The sequence below is a fragment of the Pseudonocardia yuanmonensis genome (assembly GCF_039542425.1).
Classification (GTDB): domain Bacteria; phylum Actinomycetota; class Actinomycetes; order Mycobacteriales; family Pseudonocardiaceae; genus Pseudonocardia; species Pseudonocardia yuanmonensis.
Map to the genome: position 1 here is coordinate 110,138 of NZ_BAABIC010000012.1, position 16,965 is coordinate 127,102.

A 16,965-nucleotide genomic window follows, 5' to 3' on the forward strand; every position below is an offset into this window, starting at 1 on the left:
GGACGGCCGAAGGTCTGGGCGGTCCGGTTGGTCGGACCATCCCGACCGAATCCCCTCCGGGACCACGAGAACCCCGTCGAACTGGGACGACGCCGGACGCGCCCGCTGCGCCCGGCTCGATCCCGCTCGGGCGGACCCGCGGTGCCGGAGCCGGCCCGGTCACCCGCTCGGCTCGGACGCCGCCGTCCCCTCCCCTCGACCGGACCCGGGAGCCACGGGCTCCCGGGCCGACCCCCGACCGTTTCCGCCGACCCACGGAAATGGTTCACACCCCTTTTCCCCAAGGACGTCGTGAACCGTTCTCCCATCTGTCCGGGAACCGTTTCCGCCGTGAGATGTTGGAGCCCCCATGTCCCTGTCACCCACCCGCCGGGCGCGCCTGCCGCTCGCCCTCGTGGCGCTGGCGACCGCCCTCGTCCTCGCCGCGTGCGGCGGCGGCGCCGGCGGTGCGGCCGCGTCGAGCTCCGGGTCCTCCGGCGACGACAGCCTCACCGTGCAGCTGTCCTGGTTCAGCAACGCGCAGAACGGCGGCTGGACCGCCGCGCAGACCCAGGGCTACCTGGCCGACGCCGGCTTCTCGAACGTCACGATCCTCCCCGGCGGCCCCAACGTCTCCGGCATCCAGCTGCTGGCCTCCGGCCGCGCCGACATCGCGGTGACCACCGCCGAGTCCTACCTGCAGGCCAAGGCGCAGGGCCTGCCGATCACCGCGGTCTACAACGAGTTCGACACCCCGCCGACCGGCGTGCTCGTCAAACAGTCGACCGGCTGGACGAAGTGGGGCGACCTCGCGGGCAAGTCCTGGACCGTGGCCCCGATCAGCCTCGGCTGGCAGTGGGTGCAGCGCAGCCAGAACATCCAGTTCACCACGCAGAACTTCAACGGCACCTACGCCGCGTTCTTCGCCTCGCCCGACGGCGTGGTCCAGGGCTACCCGACCAACACGGTCTACGAGGCCCGCAAGCAGAACATCGACGTCAACTACTTCAGCTACGCCTCGGCCGGCTTCAACCCGTACGGCCAGATCCTTGCCGTGACCGAGGACTACGCGAAGAACCACGGCGACACGCTCAAGCGGGCGCTGGGCGCGCTGTCGAAGGGCTGGACGTCCTACCTCACGGACGTCGACGCGGCCACCAAGGCCAACGACAAGATGCTCACGGAGAACAACCAGCTCGCCGCGGACACCAACTGGTTCACCTGGGCCGGGCAGCGGCCGTTCGTGATCGGCAGCCGCGGCGGCCAGCAGATGGGCGCCATGGGCGAGGAGCGCTGGAACACCACGATCGACCAGATGAAGCAGATGGGCGCACTGCCCGCCGACTGGACCCCGAGCGGCCCGCTCTTCGACAACTCCTTCCTGTCGGACGAGGTCATGCCGCAGCTCGACAGCCTGCCGGACGCCCCCGCCGGCTCCTTCCAGGGCGCGGCGCCGGCGATCACCGCCACGACCAGCTGACGCGGGCGACCGCCACCTCGTCGCCGAGCACGGCCCGCCCGGCCTCCCGCCGGGCGGGCCGTCCCCCATCCCACGGAGGAACCATGACCGAGTCCGCCGAGCTCACCGCCCGGACCGTCGAGACCGGCTCACTGCCCGTCGTCGACATCTCCGCGCTGCGCACGGACGACCCCGAGGCCCGTGCCGCCGTCGGCGGTGCGCTGCATGCGGCGTGCGTCGACAAGGGCTTCTTCTCCGTGTCCGGGCACGGCATCGAGCCCGAGCTGCTCGAGGCCGCGTTCGCCGAGGCGCGGACCTTCTTCACGCTGCCCGCGGAGGAGAAGCACCGGGTCGCGATGACGAGGGACAACTACGGCCGCGGCTACGAGCACGTCGGCGGGCAGACCCCAACGGTGGACCAACGATCTCTACCGATCGACCCTGCACCGGGTCGTCAACACCTCCGGCGCTGAGCGGTACTCGATGCCGTTCTTCTTCTCCGGCCGGCCGGACGCGGAGGTCACCACCATCCCGACCTGCCGCCGCCCGTGCTGCACACCTACGGCACCATCGGCGTGCTGACCCGGGTCGAGCTCCGACTGGTCCCCGCCCGCGAGTACGTGCCCTTGCTGGTCCAGTTCGACGACATCGCCGCCACCGCCGCGTTCGGCTACGACCTCGTCTCCTCACCCGCCCACGCCCGGCTCGTCTCGCTGCAGCAGGCGCCGATCGGCACGATGCTCAGCCCGCTGCGCGGCGCGGTCGACCCCGCCGCCCACCTCGCCCTGCTGTGGGTGGCGGCCGAGGACGTCGACGCGGTGGCCGCGCACGTCGAGGCGCACGGCGGCCGGCTGACGCGGGAGTGGCCGACCCCCACCCACATCAGCCAGTTCCCCTTCAGCCACACCGTCTTGCGGAGCCGCAAGGCCGACCCGGCGTCGTCGTGGCTGCGGGCAGGTCGTCGAGCTCGAGACCTCCTGCGACCCGACGACCCTGCTCAACCCGGGCAAGCTCGACGACAGCTTCTTCACCTCCCGGGGCCTCACCCCGCCCAGCGCCCGCGCCGCCCGCACCCGGCGGTTGTGAGCCGGACCACGGGAAGATCCTCTGGAAACGCGCCCGCCCGGCGCCGCAGACTGACGGCGGGATCGGTGCACCGGCGCCCGGCTCCGGGAGGGACGACGTGACCGAGCTCGACACCGCGTCAGGCGACACCGGGTCACGCGCCACCGCACCGGGCCCGACGGGCGTCGAGACCCTGCTGGACGTCCGTCCCGCCGGACCGCACTGCTACGCGGCGCCCGGGCAGGAGGGCCTGGTCGAGCGGGGGTTCGGCGGCATCGTCGTCGGACGGGCGCTGCGGGCCGCCGGGTCGTCCGTGGGACACGGCCGCCCCGTCCACTCGATCCACGGCCACTTCCTGCGCCCCGCCGACGCCTCCGCCCCGACCCGCTTCCACGTCACGCCCGTCCGCGACGGCGCCACGGTCAGCGTCCGGCAGGTCGTCGCCGAGCAGCGCGGCAAGGAGATCTTCCTGCTCACCGCCTCGTTCGAGGTGCCGCAGGAGGGGTGGGCGCACCAGGTGCCGCGGCTCGGTTCGGCCGCGACCGACCCCGTGGATCTCCCGACGCCGCTGGAGCAGGTCGCCGGGGCCGACGCGACGGTCCGCGGCTGGTGGACCCGGCTCGCCCGGCTGCACCCGGTCGACCTCCGGTTCGAGGGCGAGCTGCCGCGCAGCGCCGCCCACCGGGGCGAGCCGGCGCCGCCGCACCACCGGTTCTGGGTGCGCACGCGCGAACCCCTCCCCGCCGACCCGCTGCTGCACCACTGCGTGGTCGCGTACGCCTCGGACATGATGCTGCTGTCCACCGCGCTGGCCCCGCACGCGACGATGTTCGGCGCCCCGGAGGTCACCGCGGCCAGCCTCGACCACGCCGTCTGGTTCCACGGCGCCGTCCGCGCCGACGAGTGGCTCTGCTACGAGCAGGAGAGCAGTTGGGCGGCGGACGGGCGGGCGCTCTGCCACGGGCGGTTCTTCGAGCGGTCGGGCCGGCTCGTCGCCACGGTCACGCAGGAGGCGATGGTCCGGCGCCGGGCCGGCTGAGCAGGGGCCGGCTGAGCATCGGGCGGCTGAGCGGGGCCGGGCGGGACGCCGAGCCGGGCGGGTCGGTCCGCGGCGCGGCGCGACAGGGCAGGATGCGCCCATGACCGACCGCCCGGCCGTCGCCCCCGCCATGCGGCACCGCAGCATGCGGGACCACAACCTGGGCGTGGTGCTGGGCGAGGTGGCGCGGCGGGGCACGGTCAGCCGCGCCGGCCTGGCGGTGGCGACCGGGCTGACCAAGTCCACCGTGTCCTCGCTGGTAAACGAGCTGGTGGACGCGCGTCTGCTGGTGGCCGAGGGCCGCACGGGCGAGGGCGAGCGGGGCCGGCCGGGCATCGGGCTGGCGCTCGACGGCGGGCACGTCGCCGGGCTCGGGTGCGAGATCGGGGCGCGCCGGCTCGCGGTGGCGGTCGTCGACCTCCGCGGGCGGACCCGGGTGCGGCTGGAGCAGGTGGGCACCAACCGGCGCTCCCCCGGCGCCGTGTTCGGGGAGCTGGCGGCGCTGGCCGCCGAGGCCGATCGGCGGGCGGACGCGGAGGGGCTCACCCTCGTCGGCACCAGGCTCGCGATCCCCGGCCTGCTCGACCACTCGACCGTCGGCCGCTGCGTGGTCGCGGCGCCGAACCTGGGTTGGCGGGACGTCCCGCTCGACCCGTACCTCGCCGGCCTCCCGTCCCGGACGGGTCTGCCGGGCCTGCCGGTGGGGGTGGACAACGAGGCCAACCTGGCCGCGCTGGGCGAGCTACGGCTCGGCGCCGGAAGCGCGCACCCGTCCTTCCTCGTCGTCACGGGCGAGGTGGGCATCGGGGCGGGGCTGGTCGTCGGGTCGGGGCTGTACTCCGGCGCCGACGGCTTCGCCGGCGAGCTGGGGCACGTGGTCGTCGTGCCCGGCGGCGCGCCCTGCGCCTGCGGCGGGCGGGGCTGCCTGGAGACGGTCGCGGGGCTGCCCGCCCTGCTCCGGGCCGCCGGGCTGGATCCCGACGGCGGCCTCACGCCGCTGCTCGACGCCCTGGACCGCCCCTCGGGCGACCCAGCCGGCGACGCCGCCCGCGCCGCCGTCGACGACGCCGCCGCCGGGCTCGCCCTGGCCCTCACCGCCGCGGTGCACCTCCTCGCGCCCGGGCTGATCGTGCTCGGCGGGACGCTCGCCGCCCTCGGCCCGGTCCTGGTCCCGCGGCTCGACGCCGCCCTCGCCGCCCAGGTCGGGGCGCTGCGCGGCACCGCTCCCCCGGTCACCACCTCCGCCCTCGGTCCCGACGCGGCGGTGCTCGGGGCCGCGCTGAGCGTCGTCGACGCGGTGCTCGCCGACCCGGTGCGGATCATGCCCGCCTGACCGGGCAGCGACTCGCCGAAGCTCACAGCGCGACTCGCGGGAGCCCACAGCGCGACTCGCGGAAGCCCACAGCGCGACTCGCGGGCCTTCCGCCCCTTGCCCCGGCCGGACGGCAGGTCTAGCGTCACCGTTTAGTTCGTGATCTGGACTAATAAAGGAGCCGTCCGATGACCGCACCGACGCCGTCGCAGGCCGACCGCTTCTCCTTCGGCCTCTGGACCGTCGGGTGGCTGGGCCGGGACCCCTTCGGCGAGGCCACCCGCCCCGCACTGGACGTCGTCGAGGCGGTCGAGCGGCTGGCCGCCCTCGGTGCGTGGGGCCTGACCTTCCACGACGACGACCTGTTCGGCTTCGGTCCCGATGCCGGCACCCGGGACAAGCAGGTCACGCGGTTGCGCGAGGCGCTCGACGCGACCGGCATGGTCGTCCCGATGGTCACGACGAACCTGTTCTCCCACCCCGTGTTCAAGGACGGCGGGTTCACCAGCAACGACCGCTCGGTGCGCCGGTTCGCGCTGCGTAAGGTGCTGCGCAACATCGAGCTGGCCGCCGAACTGGGCGCCCGGACCTTCGTGCTGTGGGGTGGCCGCGAGGGCTCGGAGTACGACTCGGCGAAGGACGTCCCGGCGGCGCTCGACCGCTACCGCGAGGCCATGGACCTGCTGTGCGGCTTCGTCCTCGACCGCGGCTACGACATCCGGTTCGCGCTCGAGCCCAAGCCCAACGAGCCCCGCGGGGACATCCTGCTGCCGACGGTCGGGCACGCGCTGGCGTTCATCGAGAAGCTGGCGCACCCGGAGCTGGTCGGGGTGAACCCCGAGGTCGGCCACGAGCAGATGGCCGGGCTGAACTACGTGCACGGCATCGCGCAGGCGCTGTGGGCCGGGAAGTTGTTCCACCTCGACCTCAACGGCCAGCGCGGCATCAAGTACGACCAGGACCTGGTCTTCGGCCACGGCGACCTGCTCAACGCCTTCGCCCTGGTGGACCTGCTGGAGAACGGCGGTCCCGGCGGCGGCCCGGCCTACGACGGCCCGCGGCACTTCGACTACAAGCCCTCGCGCACCGAGAGCTACACCGGCGTCTGGGACTCGGCGGCCGCCAACATGCGCACCTATCTCCTGCTCAAGGAGCGGGCCGCGGCCTTCCGCGCCGATCCCGAGGTGCAGGAGGCACTGGCGACGGCGGGGGTCCCCGAGCTGTCGACCCCGACCCTCGCCCCGGGCGAGGGGTACGCCGAGCTGCTGGCCGACCGGTCGTCGTTCGAGAACTTCGACGCCGACACGGCCGGGCAGCGCGGGTACGGGTTCGTCCGGCTGCACCAGCTCGCCGTCGAGCACCTCATGGGTGCCCGCTGATCAGCCGACCGGCACCGCTCGCCCTGCCCGCCGCAGCGCGTCGGCGGCGCGGGCGGTCACCTCGTCCCACCGGCCGGCGGCGAGCAGCTCCGGGTCGACCATCCAGCTGCCGCTGACGGCGGGGACGCTCGGCAGGGCCAGGTAGTCCGCCATGTTCTCCGGCTTGACCCCGCCGGAGGGCAGGAAGGACATCCCCGGGAAGGGCGCGGCCAGCGCGCGGATCCCGGCGGGCCCGCCGAGCAGGTTCGCCGGGAAGAACTTCACCTCGCTGAGCCCGCGCTCCGCCGCGACCATGAGGTCCGACGCGCCGGAGACCCCGGGCAGGGCGGGCACGTCGAGCTGCGCGGCGCGGTCCAGTACGGACGTGGACAGCCCGGGGCTCACGACGAACCGGGCCCCGGCGTCGACGACCTCGTCGACGTGCCGCGGCACGACGACCGACCCCGCGCCGACGTGCATCCCGGGCAGCGCGGTCAGGGTGCGGATCCCGGCGAGACCCGCCGCGGTCCGCAGGGTGATCTCGACGACGTCGACGCCCCCGGCGAGCAGGGCCTCGCCGAGCGGCAGCGCCTGGCCGGGATCGTCGAGCACGACGACCGGGAGGACCGGACAGCGGGCGAGCAGGGACACGGCTTCTCCTGAGCGGTTCACCGGACGACGTCCGTGATCGGGTCGGCCTGCAGGGCCGCGAGCTCGGCGCGGGTGGGCAGCCCCTCCCAGTCCCCCGGGACCAGGCAGACCGCGCCTCCCGCGGCGTTGCCGAGCGCGAGGGCGGCCTCGGCGGGCCGGCCCTCGACGAGCTCGGCGAGGTAACCCGCGACGAACGCGTCGCCGGCGCCGACGGCGTCGACCACCTCGACCGCGCGGGTCGGGGCGTGGACGGGCGCGCCGTCGGCGACCGCGACGGCCCCCAGCGGGCCCAGCTTCACCACCGCGGTGGCGGGTCCGAGCTTGGCGAGCCGGGCGGCCAGGTCGGCGCCCCACTCGGCGTCGACCGGGCCCGGGTCCAGGCCCAGGACGAGCGCGGCCTCCTCCGGTCCGGCGAGGACCAGGTCGCAGGTCGCGACGAGGTCGGCGAGGACCGCGCGGGCCTCCGCGTCGGACCAGAGGGTGCGGCGGTGGTTCACGTCGAGCGAGACGAGCACGCCCGCCTCCCGCGCGATCTCCACCGCCCGGACGACCGCGGCCCGGGGACCGGTGCCGAGGGCCGGGGTGATCCCGGTCAGGTGCAGCACCCGGGCCGCGGCGATCTCGTCCGCGACCGCGTCGACGTGCGCGGGCGCCAGCCGCGAGGCGGCGCTGCCGGCGCGGTAGTACCGCACCCGGTGCGGCCGCCCGCCACGGAACTCCTTGAGCATCATCCCGGTGGGCGCGTCGGGGTCGGTGCCGGCGAGCACCCGCACCCCCTCGGCGCGGATCTCGCGGACCACCGCGCGCCCGAGGTCGTCGTCGCCTACCCGGGAGACCCAGGTGGCGTCGACGCCGAGCCGGGCCAGCCCGATGGCCACGTTCGACTCCGCCCCGCCGATGCCGACGGTCATCGCGGAACCCGCGATCAGCCGGCCCTGGGGGGTCAGCAGGGCCATGGTCTCGCCGAGGGTCACCACTGCGCTCACGACAGCTCCAGCATGACCTTGCTGCTCCCGGGTGCCGCGGCCACCGCGAGGGCGTCGGCGGCGGCGTCGATCGGGAAGCGGTGGCTGATCACCGGGGTGACGTCGAGGCCGGCGGCCATCGCCGCGAGCGCGTCGGAGATCTCCTCGACGAACCGGTACGAGCCGATCCAGGTGATCTCGCGGGTGACGAGGTCGCCGAGCGCGGCGGACACGGCGGCACCGGGCAGGTTCCCGACCTGCACGAGCGTGCCGCCGCGGGCCGTGGCGCGCAGCACCGACCCCAGTGCGGCGGGGGCGCCGGAGGCCTCGAAGACGATCTCGACGTCCTCGGGCAGGGATCCCGCGGAGACGTCGACGGTCTCGTCCGCGCCCATCGCGCGGGCCACGTCGAGGGACACCTCCGCGATGTCCGAGGCCACCACGGTCGCCGCCCCGGCGTGCTTCGCCGCGGCCACGACCAGCGAGCCGATCGGGCCGGCGCCGTTGACCAGCACGGTGCGCCCGCGCAGTTCCCCGGCCCGGGCCACGGCGTGCATCGCCACCGCGAGCGGCTCGGCGAGGGCACCGGACAGCGTGTCGACGCCCGTGGGCAGGACCCGCAGCTGGTCGGCGCGGACGGCGCGCAGGCCGCTGAAGCCGCCGTCGGTGTGCGGGTCGAAGGCCGCCGACCCGAAGTACCTGACCTGCGGGTACAGGTTGGTGCGCCCGGCGATCCGCTCCGGCAGGTGCCCGTCGCCGACCAGCTCGGCCGGGTGGACCGTGACCGGCGTGCCGACCTCGGGGCCGGTCACCCCGGGCCCGAGCGCGGCGACCCGGCCGGCCACCTCGTGCCCGAGCACCAGCGGGTGGCGCAGGGAGGCGGTGCCGGACGCGCCGTTCTTCCAGTAGGCCACGTCGGAACCGCAGATCCCGCCCCACTCCATGGCGACCAGGACCTCGCCGGGCCCGCCGACGGGGTCGGGGCGCTCGTCGACCCGCAGGTCGCCCGCCCCGTGGACGACAACAGATCTCACGCCGCGTCCTCCAGCTTCACCAGGTCGCGCCCGCGGGTCTCCGGGGAGAGCAGGGTCGACACGAGGGTGATCGCCGAGTAGACGACGAGCATCGCGGCGATCGGCCACCAGCTGCCGGTCACGGCGGTGAGGGTGGCGGCGAGGACCGGCCCGATGGCGGTGGCGAGAATGCCGCCGATCTCCTTGGCCAGCGCGAGCTGGGTGAACCGGGTCCGGGCGCCGAACAGCTCCGCCATCGTCACGCTCTCCATGGAGAAGAGGCCGAGGACACCGATGTTGAGCGCGAGGATCATGCCGAGCGTGATGGCGACGGCGCTCCCGCTGGTGATCAGCAGCATCGCCGGGAAGGCGACGAGCATGGTCGCGATGGTGAGGCCGACGTAGACCGGGCGGCGCCCGACCTTGTCCCCGAGCAGGCCGATGAGGGGCACGGTGGCGAAGCCGAGCAGCGAGCCGTAGACGATCGCGTCGGTCGGGATGGAGCGGTCGACGAGCAGCGTGGTGGCGATGTAGCCGACGAGGAACGTCTGGACCAGGCCGGAGTTGCCCGCCTGCCCGAAGCGCAGGCCCAGGGCGAGGAAGAACGCCTTGCCCTTGCGCTGCTTGAGGCCCGCCTCGAGCACACCCTCCTGGGCGGCCTCGGTGCGGGACAGCGCGACGCCGTCGACGACGTCGGCCCGCTCCTCGAAGACCGGGCTCTCCTTGAGGTTCCGACGCAGCCACACCGCGAAGATCATCAGCGCGAAGCTGAGCAGGAACGGGATCCGCCAGCCCCACTCGACCAGCTGCTCCTCGGAGAGCACGGCGAGCAGGATCGCCCAGATCCCGGACGCGGCCAGGGTGCCGGAGTTGGTGCCCAGCGACACCAGCGAGGAGATGAGGCCGCGGCGGCGGGCCGGGGCGTACTCGGCGAGCATCACCGTGGCGCCCGCGATCTCCGCGCCCGCGCCGAAGCCCTGCAGGAGCCGCAGTGCGACCAGCAGGATCGGGGCGAGGATGCCGATGGTCGCGTAGGTCGGCAGGGCGCCGATCAGCGTGGTGGACACGCCCATCAGCAGGATCGTGATGAACAGCACCTTCTTGCGGCCCAGCCGGTCGCCCATCCGACCGAAGTAGACGGCGCCGGCGAGCCGGGCGACGTACCCGACGCCGTAGGTCGCCATGGCGGCGATCAGGCCGATCGCCGGGCTGACGTCCGGGAAGAAGACCGTGTTGAACACGATCGCGGCCGCCAGCGAGTAGAGCTGGAAGTCCATGAACTCCATGGCGGTGCCGAGCCACCCGGACACGGCGGCCTTGGTGAGGTCGCGCGTCGTGCGGGTGGCCACGCCGGGGGGTTCCGTCCTGGTGCTGTCCGTCGTGCTGTCCGTCATCGTGAACTCCGTTGCTCAGTGACCGCTGGGTGGGGTGTCGTTCGAGGGAGGCTGCCGGGCCCTGGTCAGAGCTCGACGCGCCCCGCGGAGAGGGCGGGAAGGTGGGCGGCCAGCGAGGTGACCAGGCCGTCCGTCGCCGCCAGGTCGGGGGCGCCGATCGCGTCGAGCAGTCCCCGGACGGTCGCCTCGGGGTCCCTGCCGCGCCAGCAGGCGGCGAGGGCCTCGGCGGCCGGGTCGGTGGTGCCGTGCAGCTGTCCCCGAGCGCCGGGCCGGGTCGCGTGCACCCATCCGGCCAGGGCCAGCTCCAGCACGGGGCACTGTCCCGTTCCTCGCTCGCGCAGCACCGGGAGCCACCGCTCCGGGACCTTGAGCGATCCGTCCGAGCCGATCTGCCGCAGCAGGTGCCGGATCCCGGGGTTGCGGAAGCGCTCGACGAGGTCCGCGGCGTACGCGGCCGGGTCCGGGCCGTCGGGGGGCAGGGTCGGCGCGACCTCGGCGGCCAGGGTCCGGACGAGGGTCTCGCCCCAGCCCGTCGCCATGGCGTCGGCGATCGTCGTGGCCCCGGCCGCGAGGCCGAGGTAGGCCAGCGCGGAGTGGGCGCCGTTGAGCAGCCGCAGCTTGGTGAGCTGGTAGGGCGCGACGTCCGGCACGACCAGGGCGCCGTCGCGCTCCCACGCCGGGCGCAGGCCGGCGAAGCGGTCCTCCAGCACCCACTGCCGGTAGGGCTCCCCCACCACCGGCAGCGCGTCGGCGACGCCGAGCGCGGCGGCGGCCGCCTCGCGGTCGGCCTCCGTCGTAGCCGGCACGATCCGGTCCACGATGGTCGACGGGAAGGTGACGGCCGCGGCCAACCGGTCCAGGACGAGGTCCCGGTCCGGTGGGCTCGCCGCCTCGACGAAGCCGCGCACGACGGCGGCCAGCGCGGTGCCGTTCGAGGACATGTTGTCGCAGGACACCACGCTGATCGGCGCGGCCCCGGCCCGCATCCGCGCGGCCAGGCCCGCGGCGAGCCGGCCGACGACGGTCCGGGCCCCGTCCGGCCCCGCGGCGAGGTCCGCGGCGACCGCCGGGTCGGCGGTGTCGAGGGAGCCGTCGGGCCGGCGGTGGTGCCCCTTCTCCGTGATCGTCAGCGTGACGACCGAGACCTCCGGGTCGGCCAGCAGGGCGTCGACGCGCGCGGCGTCGGGCACGAGGGCGAGCGCCTCGACCACGGACCCGACCACGTACGTCCGGCTGCCGGCCGCGCCCCGCTCGGTCACCGACCACAGGCAGTCCTGCGCGCGCAGCGCGGCCGCGGTGTCCGCGGAGCGGGGCGCGACGACCGCGATCCCCCACGGCTCGCCCGTGGCGGCAGCCGCGCGCTCGGTGTAGACGGCCTGGTGGGCGCGGTGGAAGGCGCCCAGGCCGAGGTGCAGGACCCGCGGCCGCAGCGCGCCGGGCTCGACGAGCGGGCGGGCGTCGGCGGGGACCCGGGCGAGCGCCGCGCGGTCCAGGCCGGTGACCAGGGTGCTCACCAGTCGTGCACCGACCCGTCGAGCCGGCGGGCGACCGGCAGGTAGCGGGCCTGGTACGGGAAGCGCTCCGCCGCCTTCTCGTCGTACTCGACGCCGAGGCCGGGCACCTCCGTCGGGTGCAGCATGCCGTCGGCCAGGGTGGGCCCACCGCGGAACACCTCGAGGGTCTCGTCGGCGTGGCCCATGTACTCCTGGATGCCGAAGTTCGGCACGGCGACGTCCAGGTGCACCGCCGCGGCCATGCTGACCGGCGAGAGGTCCGTGGCGCCGTGTGAGCCGGTGCGGACCCCGTACAGCGCGGCGAGGTCGAAGATCCGGCGAAGGTGGGTGAGCCCGCCGGCGTGCACGACTGTGGTCCGGACGTAGTCGATCAGCTGCTCGGTGATCAGCGTCTGGACGTCCCAGATCGAGTTGAGCACCTCGCCGGTGGCGATCGGCGTGGTGGTGTGCTGCCGGATGAGCCGGAACGCCTCCTGGTTCTCGGCCGGCGTCGGGTCCTCCATCCAGAACAGCCGGCACGGCTCGACGGCCTTGCCGAACCGGGCCGCCTCGAGCGGCGTGAGCCGGTGGTGGACGTCGTGCAGCAGGTGGAAGCCGAAGCCGAAGCGCTCGCGGACGGCCTCGAGGTAGGTGGGCGCGAAGTTCAGGTAGGCCTCGGTGTCCCACGGCTGCTCGTCCGGCAGCGCGGCGGCAGCGGGCTCGTACAGCTTGCCCTTGCGGACACCGTAGGTACCGCCGACCTCCGGCACCGCGGCCTGGGCGCGCACGGCCTCGTAGCCCAGGGACAGGAAGCGCTCGACGTCGTCGAGCAGCTCCGCGGTGTCCCGGCCGCTGGCGTGCGAGTAGACCAGCACGCCGTCCCGGGAGCGGCCGCCGAGCAGCTGGTAGACGGGCAGGCCCGCGACCTTGCCCTTGATGTCCCACAGCGCGGTGTCGACGGCTGCGATCGCGGTCATGGTGACCGGGCCGCGGCGCCAGTAGGCGCCCCGGTAGAGGTACTGCCACATGTCCTCGATGCGCGCCGGGTCCTTGCCGATCAGCAGCGGGACGAGGTGGTCGCGCAGGTAGCTCGCGACGGCGAGCTCGCGGCCGTTGAGGGTCGCGTCGCCGAGCCCGACGACCCCGTCGGACGTCGTGATCCGCAGGGTCACGAACGTCCGGCCCGGGGAGGCGACGAACACCTCGGCCCGCTCGATCCTGCTCACCAGGTCCCACTCCTTCGGACGATCCGGTCCACGCACGCGTCCCACGGCTGGTCGCGCAGTACTTGTATACAAGCATCGGTCGCGAAGGTGCGCAAGACCGGGCCGGACGATCGATCAGTGACGCCGCCCACGGGATATCGTGGGGACGTGACCCGGACGACCAGCCCGCGGACCAGCCGTCGCGCCGTCTACGAGACGTTGCGCCGCAAGGTCCTCACCCTCGAGCTGCCGCCGGGTGCCGCCCTGTCGGAGAACGAGCTGGCGGCCTCCCTCGGGGTGAGCCGCACCCCGGTGCGGGAGAGCCTGATCCTGCTCGTGGAGGAGGGCCTGGTGCAGGTCTTCCCGCAGGTGGGCTCGTTCGTCTCCCGGGTCGACCCGGACAAGGTGGCCGACGCGCAGTTCCTGCGGGAGGCCGTGGAGCTGGCGTCGCTGGAGGACCTCCCGGCCGAGCCCGACCCGGAGATCGTCGCGGAGCTGCGCCGCAACCTCGAGGAGCAGCGCCGGCCCGGGCTCACGGTGGAGGACTTCTTCGCGCTGGACGAGGCGTTCCACCACGGGCTGCTGCGGCTCGCCGGGCACGGCAGCGCCTGGGCCACCGTGGTCTCGGCGAAGGGCCACCTGGACCGGGCCCGACGGCTGGGGCTGCAGGAGACGCCGCCCTCCGGGTTCGCCGAGCAGCACGTCGACATCCTCGAGGCCGTGCTGTCCGGGGACGTCGGCCGGGCGCGCGCCGCCATGCGCACCCACCTGCGCGCGGTGTTCGACGACGTCGAGGCCATCCGCGAGCGCTCGCCGGAGCTGTTCGCCTCGGCGTCGGGTTCGGTGCCGGTGCGCCGCAACGTCGTCGTCTGGGAGTAGGCCCCGGCAGTAGGGGACGCGACGGGCTCAGGCCCCCCGCTCCCCCAGCGACAGCGCCTCGGCCAGCCTCATCAGACCCGGGACGGCGGCCCGCACCGCCGCGGCCTCGTCGGCGGACAGCGCGCCGAGGGCGCCGGCGACAGTCCGCGCCCACGCCCGTTCCAGGAGCGCGCAATGCTGCCGCGCCCGCTCGCTCGTCCGCAGCAGGGCGGAGACGAACTGCAGGACGTCGAACTCGGAGGCCGGCAGCGGATCCGGTCCGACGTGCTGCTCCCCGGACCGCCGCAGGGTCCGGGAGAGCAGCTGGTCGTGGCGCGGTTCCTGCAGGGCTTCGGCGGGGCGGCCGGGGTCGTGCTGAGCCGCGCGGTGATCACCGATCGGACCTCGGGCGACCGGGCGGTGCGGCTGTTCTCCGGCCTCACGGTCGCGAGCCTGGTCGGCGGCCGGCTGGCCGGGCGGGTGGGCCCGCGGCGGCTGCTCGGCGTCGGGGTGGTCGCGCTGCTGGTCCTCGCCGTGGCGTTCCTCGTCGTGGTGCTGGCGGGCACGCCGCGGTGGCCCGCGCTCGTCGTGCTCTTCCTGGCCGTGACCAGCCTGGGCCTCGTGCTGGGCAACGGCGCCGCCCTGGCCTCCGCGGAGATGCGGGACATCGCCGGCACCGGCTCCGCACTGCTCGGCGCGCTGCAGTTCGGCCTCGGCGCCGTCGTGTCACCGCTGGTCGGGGCGAGCCCGCTGGTCATGGCCGTGGTGATGGTGGTGGCCTCCGGCCTGGCGGTGCTGGCGCTCGCCACCCTCGCGCGACCCCGGCCGCCCCGGAGCGTGACGGGGCCGGCCGGTGCGTCCGGCCGGCCCTCCGGTGGGTCAGCCGAGCGACCGGGCGAAGCCGAGGACGTCCCGGACGGCCTGGGCGTAGACGTCCGGCATCGCCGCCCGGAACATCAGCTCGCCCACGTGGCAGAGCCCCAGGTTGACCTTCCCCACGGACGGCACGCCGGCCGCGAGCAGCGCCCGGTGGTACGCGATCCCCTCGTCCCGCAGCGGGTCCAGCTCGTTGCACGAGATGACGTGCGGCGGCAGCCCGGCCAGGTCGTCGGCCGTCGCGTGGTACGGCCAGCAGGTCGCCTCCGTCGCGTTGCCCGCCCCCGGGTCGTACACCTCCGCGAGCAGCGGGAACAGGCTGCGGTTGAGCCAGTACCGGTCGTTCTCGACCAGGGACGGGAGCGAGGCGTCGGTCCAGTCGCCAAGGATGTACGGGCACTGCGCGTAGACACCCGCGATCGCGTCCGCCCAGCCCTCCCGCTTCGCCTTGATCGGCAGGGCGAGCGCGAGGTTGCCGCCGCCCGAGTCCCCGGTGACCACGATGTGCGTGCCGCCGAGCTCCTCGAGGTGCTGGGCGACCCAGCGCAGCCCCGTCGCGCAGTCCTCCAGCCCCGCCGGGAACGGGTGCGGGCCGAGCGCGCCGCCGCCGTTGCGGTACTCCACCCCGACGACGACGGCGCCGGCCGCCGCCAGCTCGTTCCGCCAGCGCGTGTAGAGCCCGCCCGTCGCGGCCAGCATGACCATCCCGCCGCCGTGCACCTGGTAGATCACCGGCAGCGGGCCGTCGACCCCCTCGGGCCGGTGCACGTGCAGCCCGATCTCGTGGCCGCCGTCGCCGGTGATCGTGCGCAGCTCGGACGTGACGCCGTGGATCGGCGGCAGGCCCTCCGCGAGCCTCGCGAAGAGTCCCTCGAACCCCTCCTCGACGGCGTCGACGAACTGCAGTAGCGTCTCGCGCCCGGCGTCGGGGGTGAGCGGGGCGCCGTCGGCGTGGTCGAGGAGCCCGAGCTCCCCCATCACCGCGACCATCCGCGGATCGGCCCGCGGATCGGTGCCGATCGTCAGGGCGGGGTCCCCCAGCCGGCCGGGGGCGGTGTGAGCTTTCGGGGCGGTCGGCACGTCCGTGGTCATGGGCGCTCTCCTCGTCGAGATCGGCGGTCGGGACCGGCTGCTGCGTCACAGGCGTCCGCGCGTCGCATCGATGCGACAGAACGCGGAAGTGTCGCTAGTATGAGCGGCGTCACAGCGAGCGTCAACGAGGGGACGTGCCCCGTGCCACCCACCCCCACCCCGCTGCAGCGGCGGCTCGCGGGGTCCGGCGCCGCCCGGCCCGGCGCGTTCGACGCGTTCCTGCTGGCCCGCCGCCGGTTCCAGGCGGGCGAGCGGATCGACATGCAGGCGCTCGCGGCAGAGCTCGGCGTCAACCGGGCCACGCTCTACCGCTGGGTCGGCTCGCGGGAGCTGCTGCTGTGCGAGGTCGTCTGGTCGCTCACCGAGCGCACGCTGCGGCGGGAGATCGCGGCCCCTGCCGGGGTCTCGACCCTCGCCGCGCTGCTGAGCCGGTTCGTCACGGACACCCTCGCCCACCGCGGGATGCGACGGTTCCTCGAGGAGGAGGGCGAGTTCGCGCTCCGGCTGCTCACGCTGTCGTCGGGCGGCTTCCAGCCCAGGCTGGTCGGCCTGGTCCGGGAGCTGGCCGCGGCGGAGACGGCGGCGGGCCGGCTGGCCAGCCCGATCCCGCTCGACGACCTGGCCTACACCCTGGTGCGGGTGATCGAGTCCTACGTCTACCTGCGCACGATCACCGGGGAGGAGCCGGACGGCACACGCGCCGCGCGCGTGCTGCAGGCGCTCTTGCCGCCCGGCTGACCGTCAGGCCTCGAGCCGCTCCGCCAGCCGCGTGAGCCCCTCCTCGAGCCGCCGCTGCACCGCGTCCGCCGCCGGCCCGGGGTGCGCCTCGGGCCGGTCGCCGAGGAAGGACAGGTGCACCACGACCCGCGAGTGCCCCTCGTCGGCGTGCATCACCTGGATCCAGCCCGTGTAGTCCGGGGAACCCTGCACGCCCCACTCCACGCGCAGCTGCTCCGGCCGGACCCGGGCCAGCCCGGTCGCGTCCCCGTCGTCGGTCCCGCCGTCCTCGTCCCCGCCCTTGTCGACGGTCGTCAGGTCCCCGTCCTGGCTCCGGACGTGGAGATCGCCCGGGCCCCAGTCGTCCGCACGGTGCAGATCGGCGACGACCGCGAACACGGTCTCCGCGGGATGGTGCAGCCGGCGCTCGGCCTCGTACTCGGTCATGCCGACGCAGTACCCGGATCTCGCCGCCCGTCACGGCCCGGT

17 protein-coding genes are annotated in these 16,965 nt (G+C 74.7%); 9 read left to right on the forward strand and 8 right to left on the reverse strand.

Annotated elements, in window-relative coordinates:
* The first annotated feature begins 349 nt into the window (after nt 1-349).
* The 7 genes from ABD990_RS18750 (at nt 350) to xylA (ending at nt 6,233) form a co-directional block, all read left to right on the forward strand.
* Nucleotides 350-1,459 carry an ABC transporter substrate-binding protein gene (locus ABD990_RS18750; protein WP_345381868.1) on the forward strand — a complete coding sequence of 370 codons (1,110 nt, stop codon included), beginning with the start codon at nt 350-352 and terminating at the stop codon, nt 1,457-1,459.
* Between the two features lie 83 nt (nt 1,460-1,542).
* Nucleotides 1,543-1,911, forward strand: coding sequence for a 2-oxoglutarate and iron-dependent oxygenase domain-containing protein (locus tag ABD990_RS18755; RefSeq protein WP_345381869.1), 369 nt, complete (start codon nt 1,543-1,545; stop codon nt 1,909-1,911).
* Entirely contained in the window at nt 1,880-2,020 is a 141-nt protein-coding gene (locus ABD990_RS34435; RefSeq protein ID WP_425569626.1) for a hypothetical protein, read from the forward strand. The genes ABD990_RS18755 and ABD990_RS34435 overlap by 32 nt, the downstream gene beginning before the upstream one ends.
* A complete protein-coding gene (locus ABD990_RS18760; protein ID WP_345381870.1) occupies nt 1,987-2,625 on the forward strand; it encodes a hypothetical protein in 639 nt (212 codons plus the stop codon). The genes ABD990_RS34435 and ABD990_RS18760 overlap by 34 nt, the downstream gene beginning before the upstream one ends.
* Nucleotides 2,622-3,542: an acyl-CoA thioesterase gene (locus tag ABD990_RS18765; RefSeq protein WP_345381871.1), complete on the forward strand. Its 921-nt coding sequence runs from the start codon at nt 2,622-2,624 to the stop codon at nt 3,540-3,542. Before ABD990_RS18760 ends, ABD990_RS18765 begins: the two co-directional genes overlap by 4 nt.
* Nucleotides 3,543-3,642: 100 nt before the next feature.
* Nucleotides 3,643-4,875, forward strand: a complete 1,233-nt coding sequence (locus ABD990_RS18770; RefSeq protein WP_345381872.1) for an ROK family transcriptional regulator — start codon at nt 3,643-3,645, stop codon at nt 4,873-4,875.
* Between the two features lie 167 nt (nt 4,876-5,042).
* Nucleotides 5,043-6,233 (forward strand): xylose isomerase, encoded by a 1,191-nt coding sequence (gene xylA / locus ABD990_RS18775; RefSeq protein ID WP_345381873.1) that lies wholly within the window; start codon nt 5,043-5,045, stop codon nt 6,231-6,233.
* On the opposite strand, the gene eda is transcribed toward xylA, so the two are convergent.
* The 6 genes from eda to manD all read right to left on the reverse strand — a co-directional run bounded on the left by eda (nt 6,234) and on the right by manD (nt 12,954).
* Nucleotides 6,234-6,863 (reverse strand): bifunctional 4-hydroxy-2-oxoglutarate aldolase/2-dehydro-3-deoxy-phosphogluconate aldolase, encoded by a 630-nt coding sequence (eda, locus tag ABD990_RS18780; protein ID WP_345381874.1) that lies wholly within the window; start codon nt 6,861-6,863, stop codon nt 6,234-6,236. It abuts the gene before it with no gap.
* A 17-nt stretch (nt 6,864-6,880) separates the two neighbouring features.
* A complete protein-coding gene (locus tag ABD990_RS18785) occupies nt 6,881-7,849 on the reverse strand; it encodes a sugar kinase (RefSeq protein ID WP_345381875.1) in 969 nt (322 codons plus the stop codon).
* Nucleotides 7,846-8,862, reverse strand: a complete 1,017-nt coding sequence (locus tag ABD990_RS18790; RefSeq protein ID WP_345381876.1) for an L-idonate 5-dehydrogenase — start codon at nt 8,860-8,862, stop codon at nt 7,846-7,848. The genes ABD990_RS18785 and ABD990_RS18790 overlap by 4 nt, the downstream gene beginning before the upstream one ends.
* Nucleotides 8,859-10,235, reverse strand: a complete 1,377-nt coding sequence (locus tag ABD990_RS18795) for an MFS transporter (protein WP_345381877.1) — start codon at nt 10,233-10,235, stop codon at nt 8,859-8,861. Before ABD990_RS18795 ends, ABD990_RS18790 begins: the two co-directional genes overlap by 4 nt.
* A gap of 65 nt (nt 10,236-10,300) precedes the next feature.
* Nucleotides 10,301-11,749, reverse strand: a complete 1,449-nt coding sequence (locus tag ABD990_RS18800; protein ID WP_345381878.1) for a mannitol dehydrogenase family protein — start codon at nt 11,747-11,749, stop codon at nt 10,301-10,303.
* The gene (manD, locus tag ABD990_RS18805; protein ID WP_345381879.1) at nt 11,746-12,954 is read right to left on the reverse strand and encodes a D-mannonate dehydratase ManD; all 1,209 of its coding nucleotides are present in this window, start codon (nt 12,952-12,954) and stop codon (nt 11,746-11,748) included. Before manD ends, ABD990_RS18800 begins: the two co-directional genes overlap by 4 nt.
* 147 nt (nt 12,955-13,101) lie before the next feature.
* On the opposite strand from manD, the gene ABD990_RS18810 reads away from it, so the two are divergent.
* On the forward strand, nt 13,102-13,812 hold the full coding sequence (locus ABD990_RS18810) for a GntR family transcriptional regulator (protein WP_345381880.1): 711 nt from the start codon (nt 13,102-13,104) through the stop codon (nt 13,810-13,812).
* Nucleotides 13,813-14,670: 858 nt separating this feature from the next.
* Here the strand turns inward: ABD990_RS18810 and ABD990_RS18815 are convergent.
* Nucleotides 14,671-15,759: an alpha/beta hydrolase gene (locus tag ABD990_RS18815; RefSeq protein ID WP_345381881.1), complete on the reverse strand. Its 1,089-nt coding sequence runs from the start codon at nt 15,757-15,759 to the stop codon at nt 14,671-14,673.
* A 141-nt stretch (nt 15,760-15,900) separates the two neighbouring features.
* On the opposite strand from ABD990_RS18815, the gene ABD990_RS18820 reads away from it, so the two are divergent.
* On the forward strand, nt 15,901-16,497 hold the full coding sequence (locus ABD990_RS18820; RefSeq protein WP_345381882.1) for a QsdR family transcriptional regulator: 597 nt from the start codon (nt 15,901-15,903) through the stop codon (nt 16,495-16,497).
* A gap of 3 nt (nt 16,498-16,500) precedes the next feature.
* Here the strand turns inward: ABD990_RS18820 and ABD990_RS18825 are convergent, their stop codons facing one another.
* Entirely contained in the window at nt 16,501-16,923 is a 423-nt protein-coding gene (locus ABD990_RS18825; RefSeq protein WP_345381883.1) for an SRPBCC family protein, read from the reverse strand.
* Between the last annotated feature and the right edge of the window lie 42 nt (nt 16,924-16,965).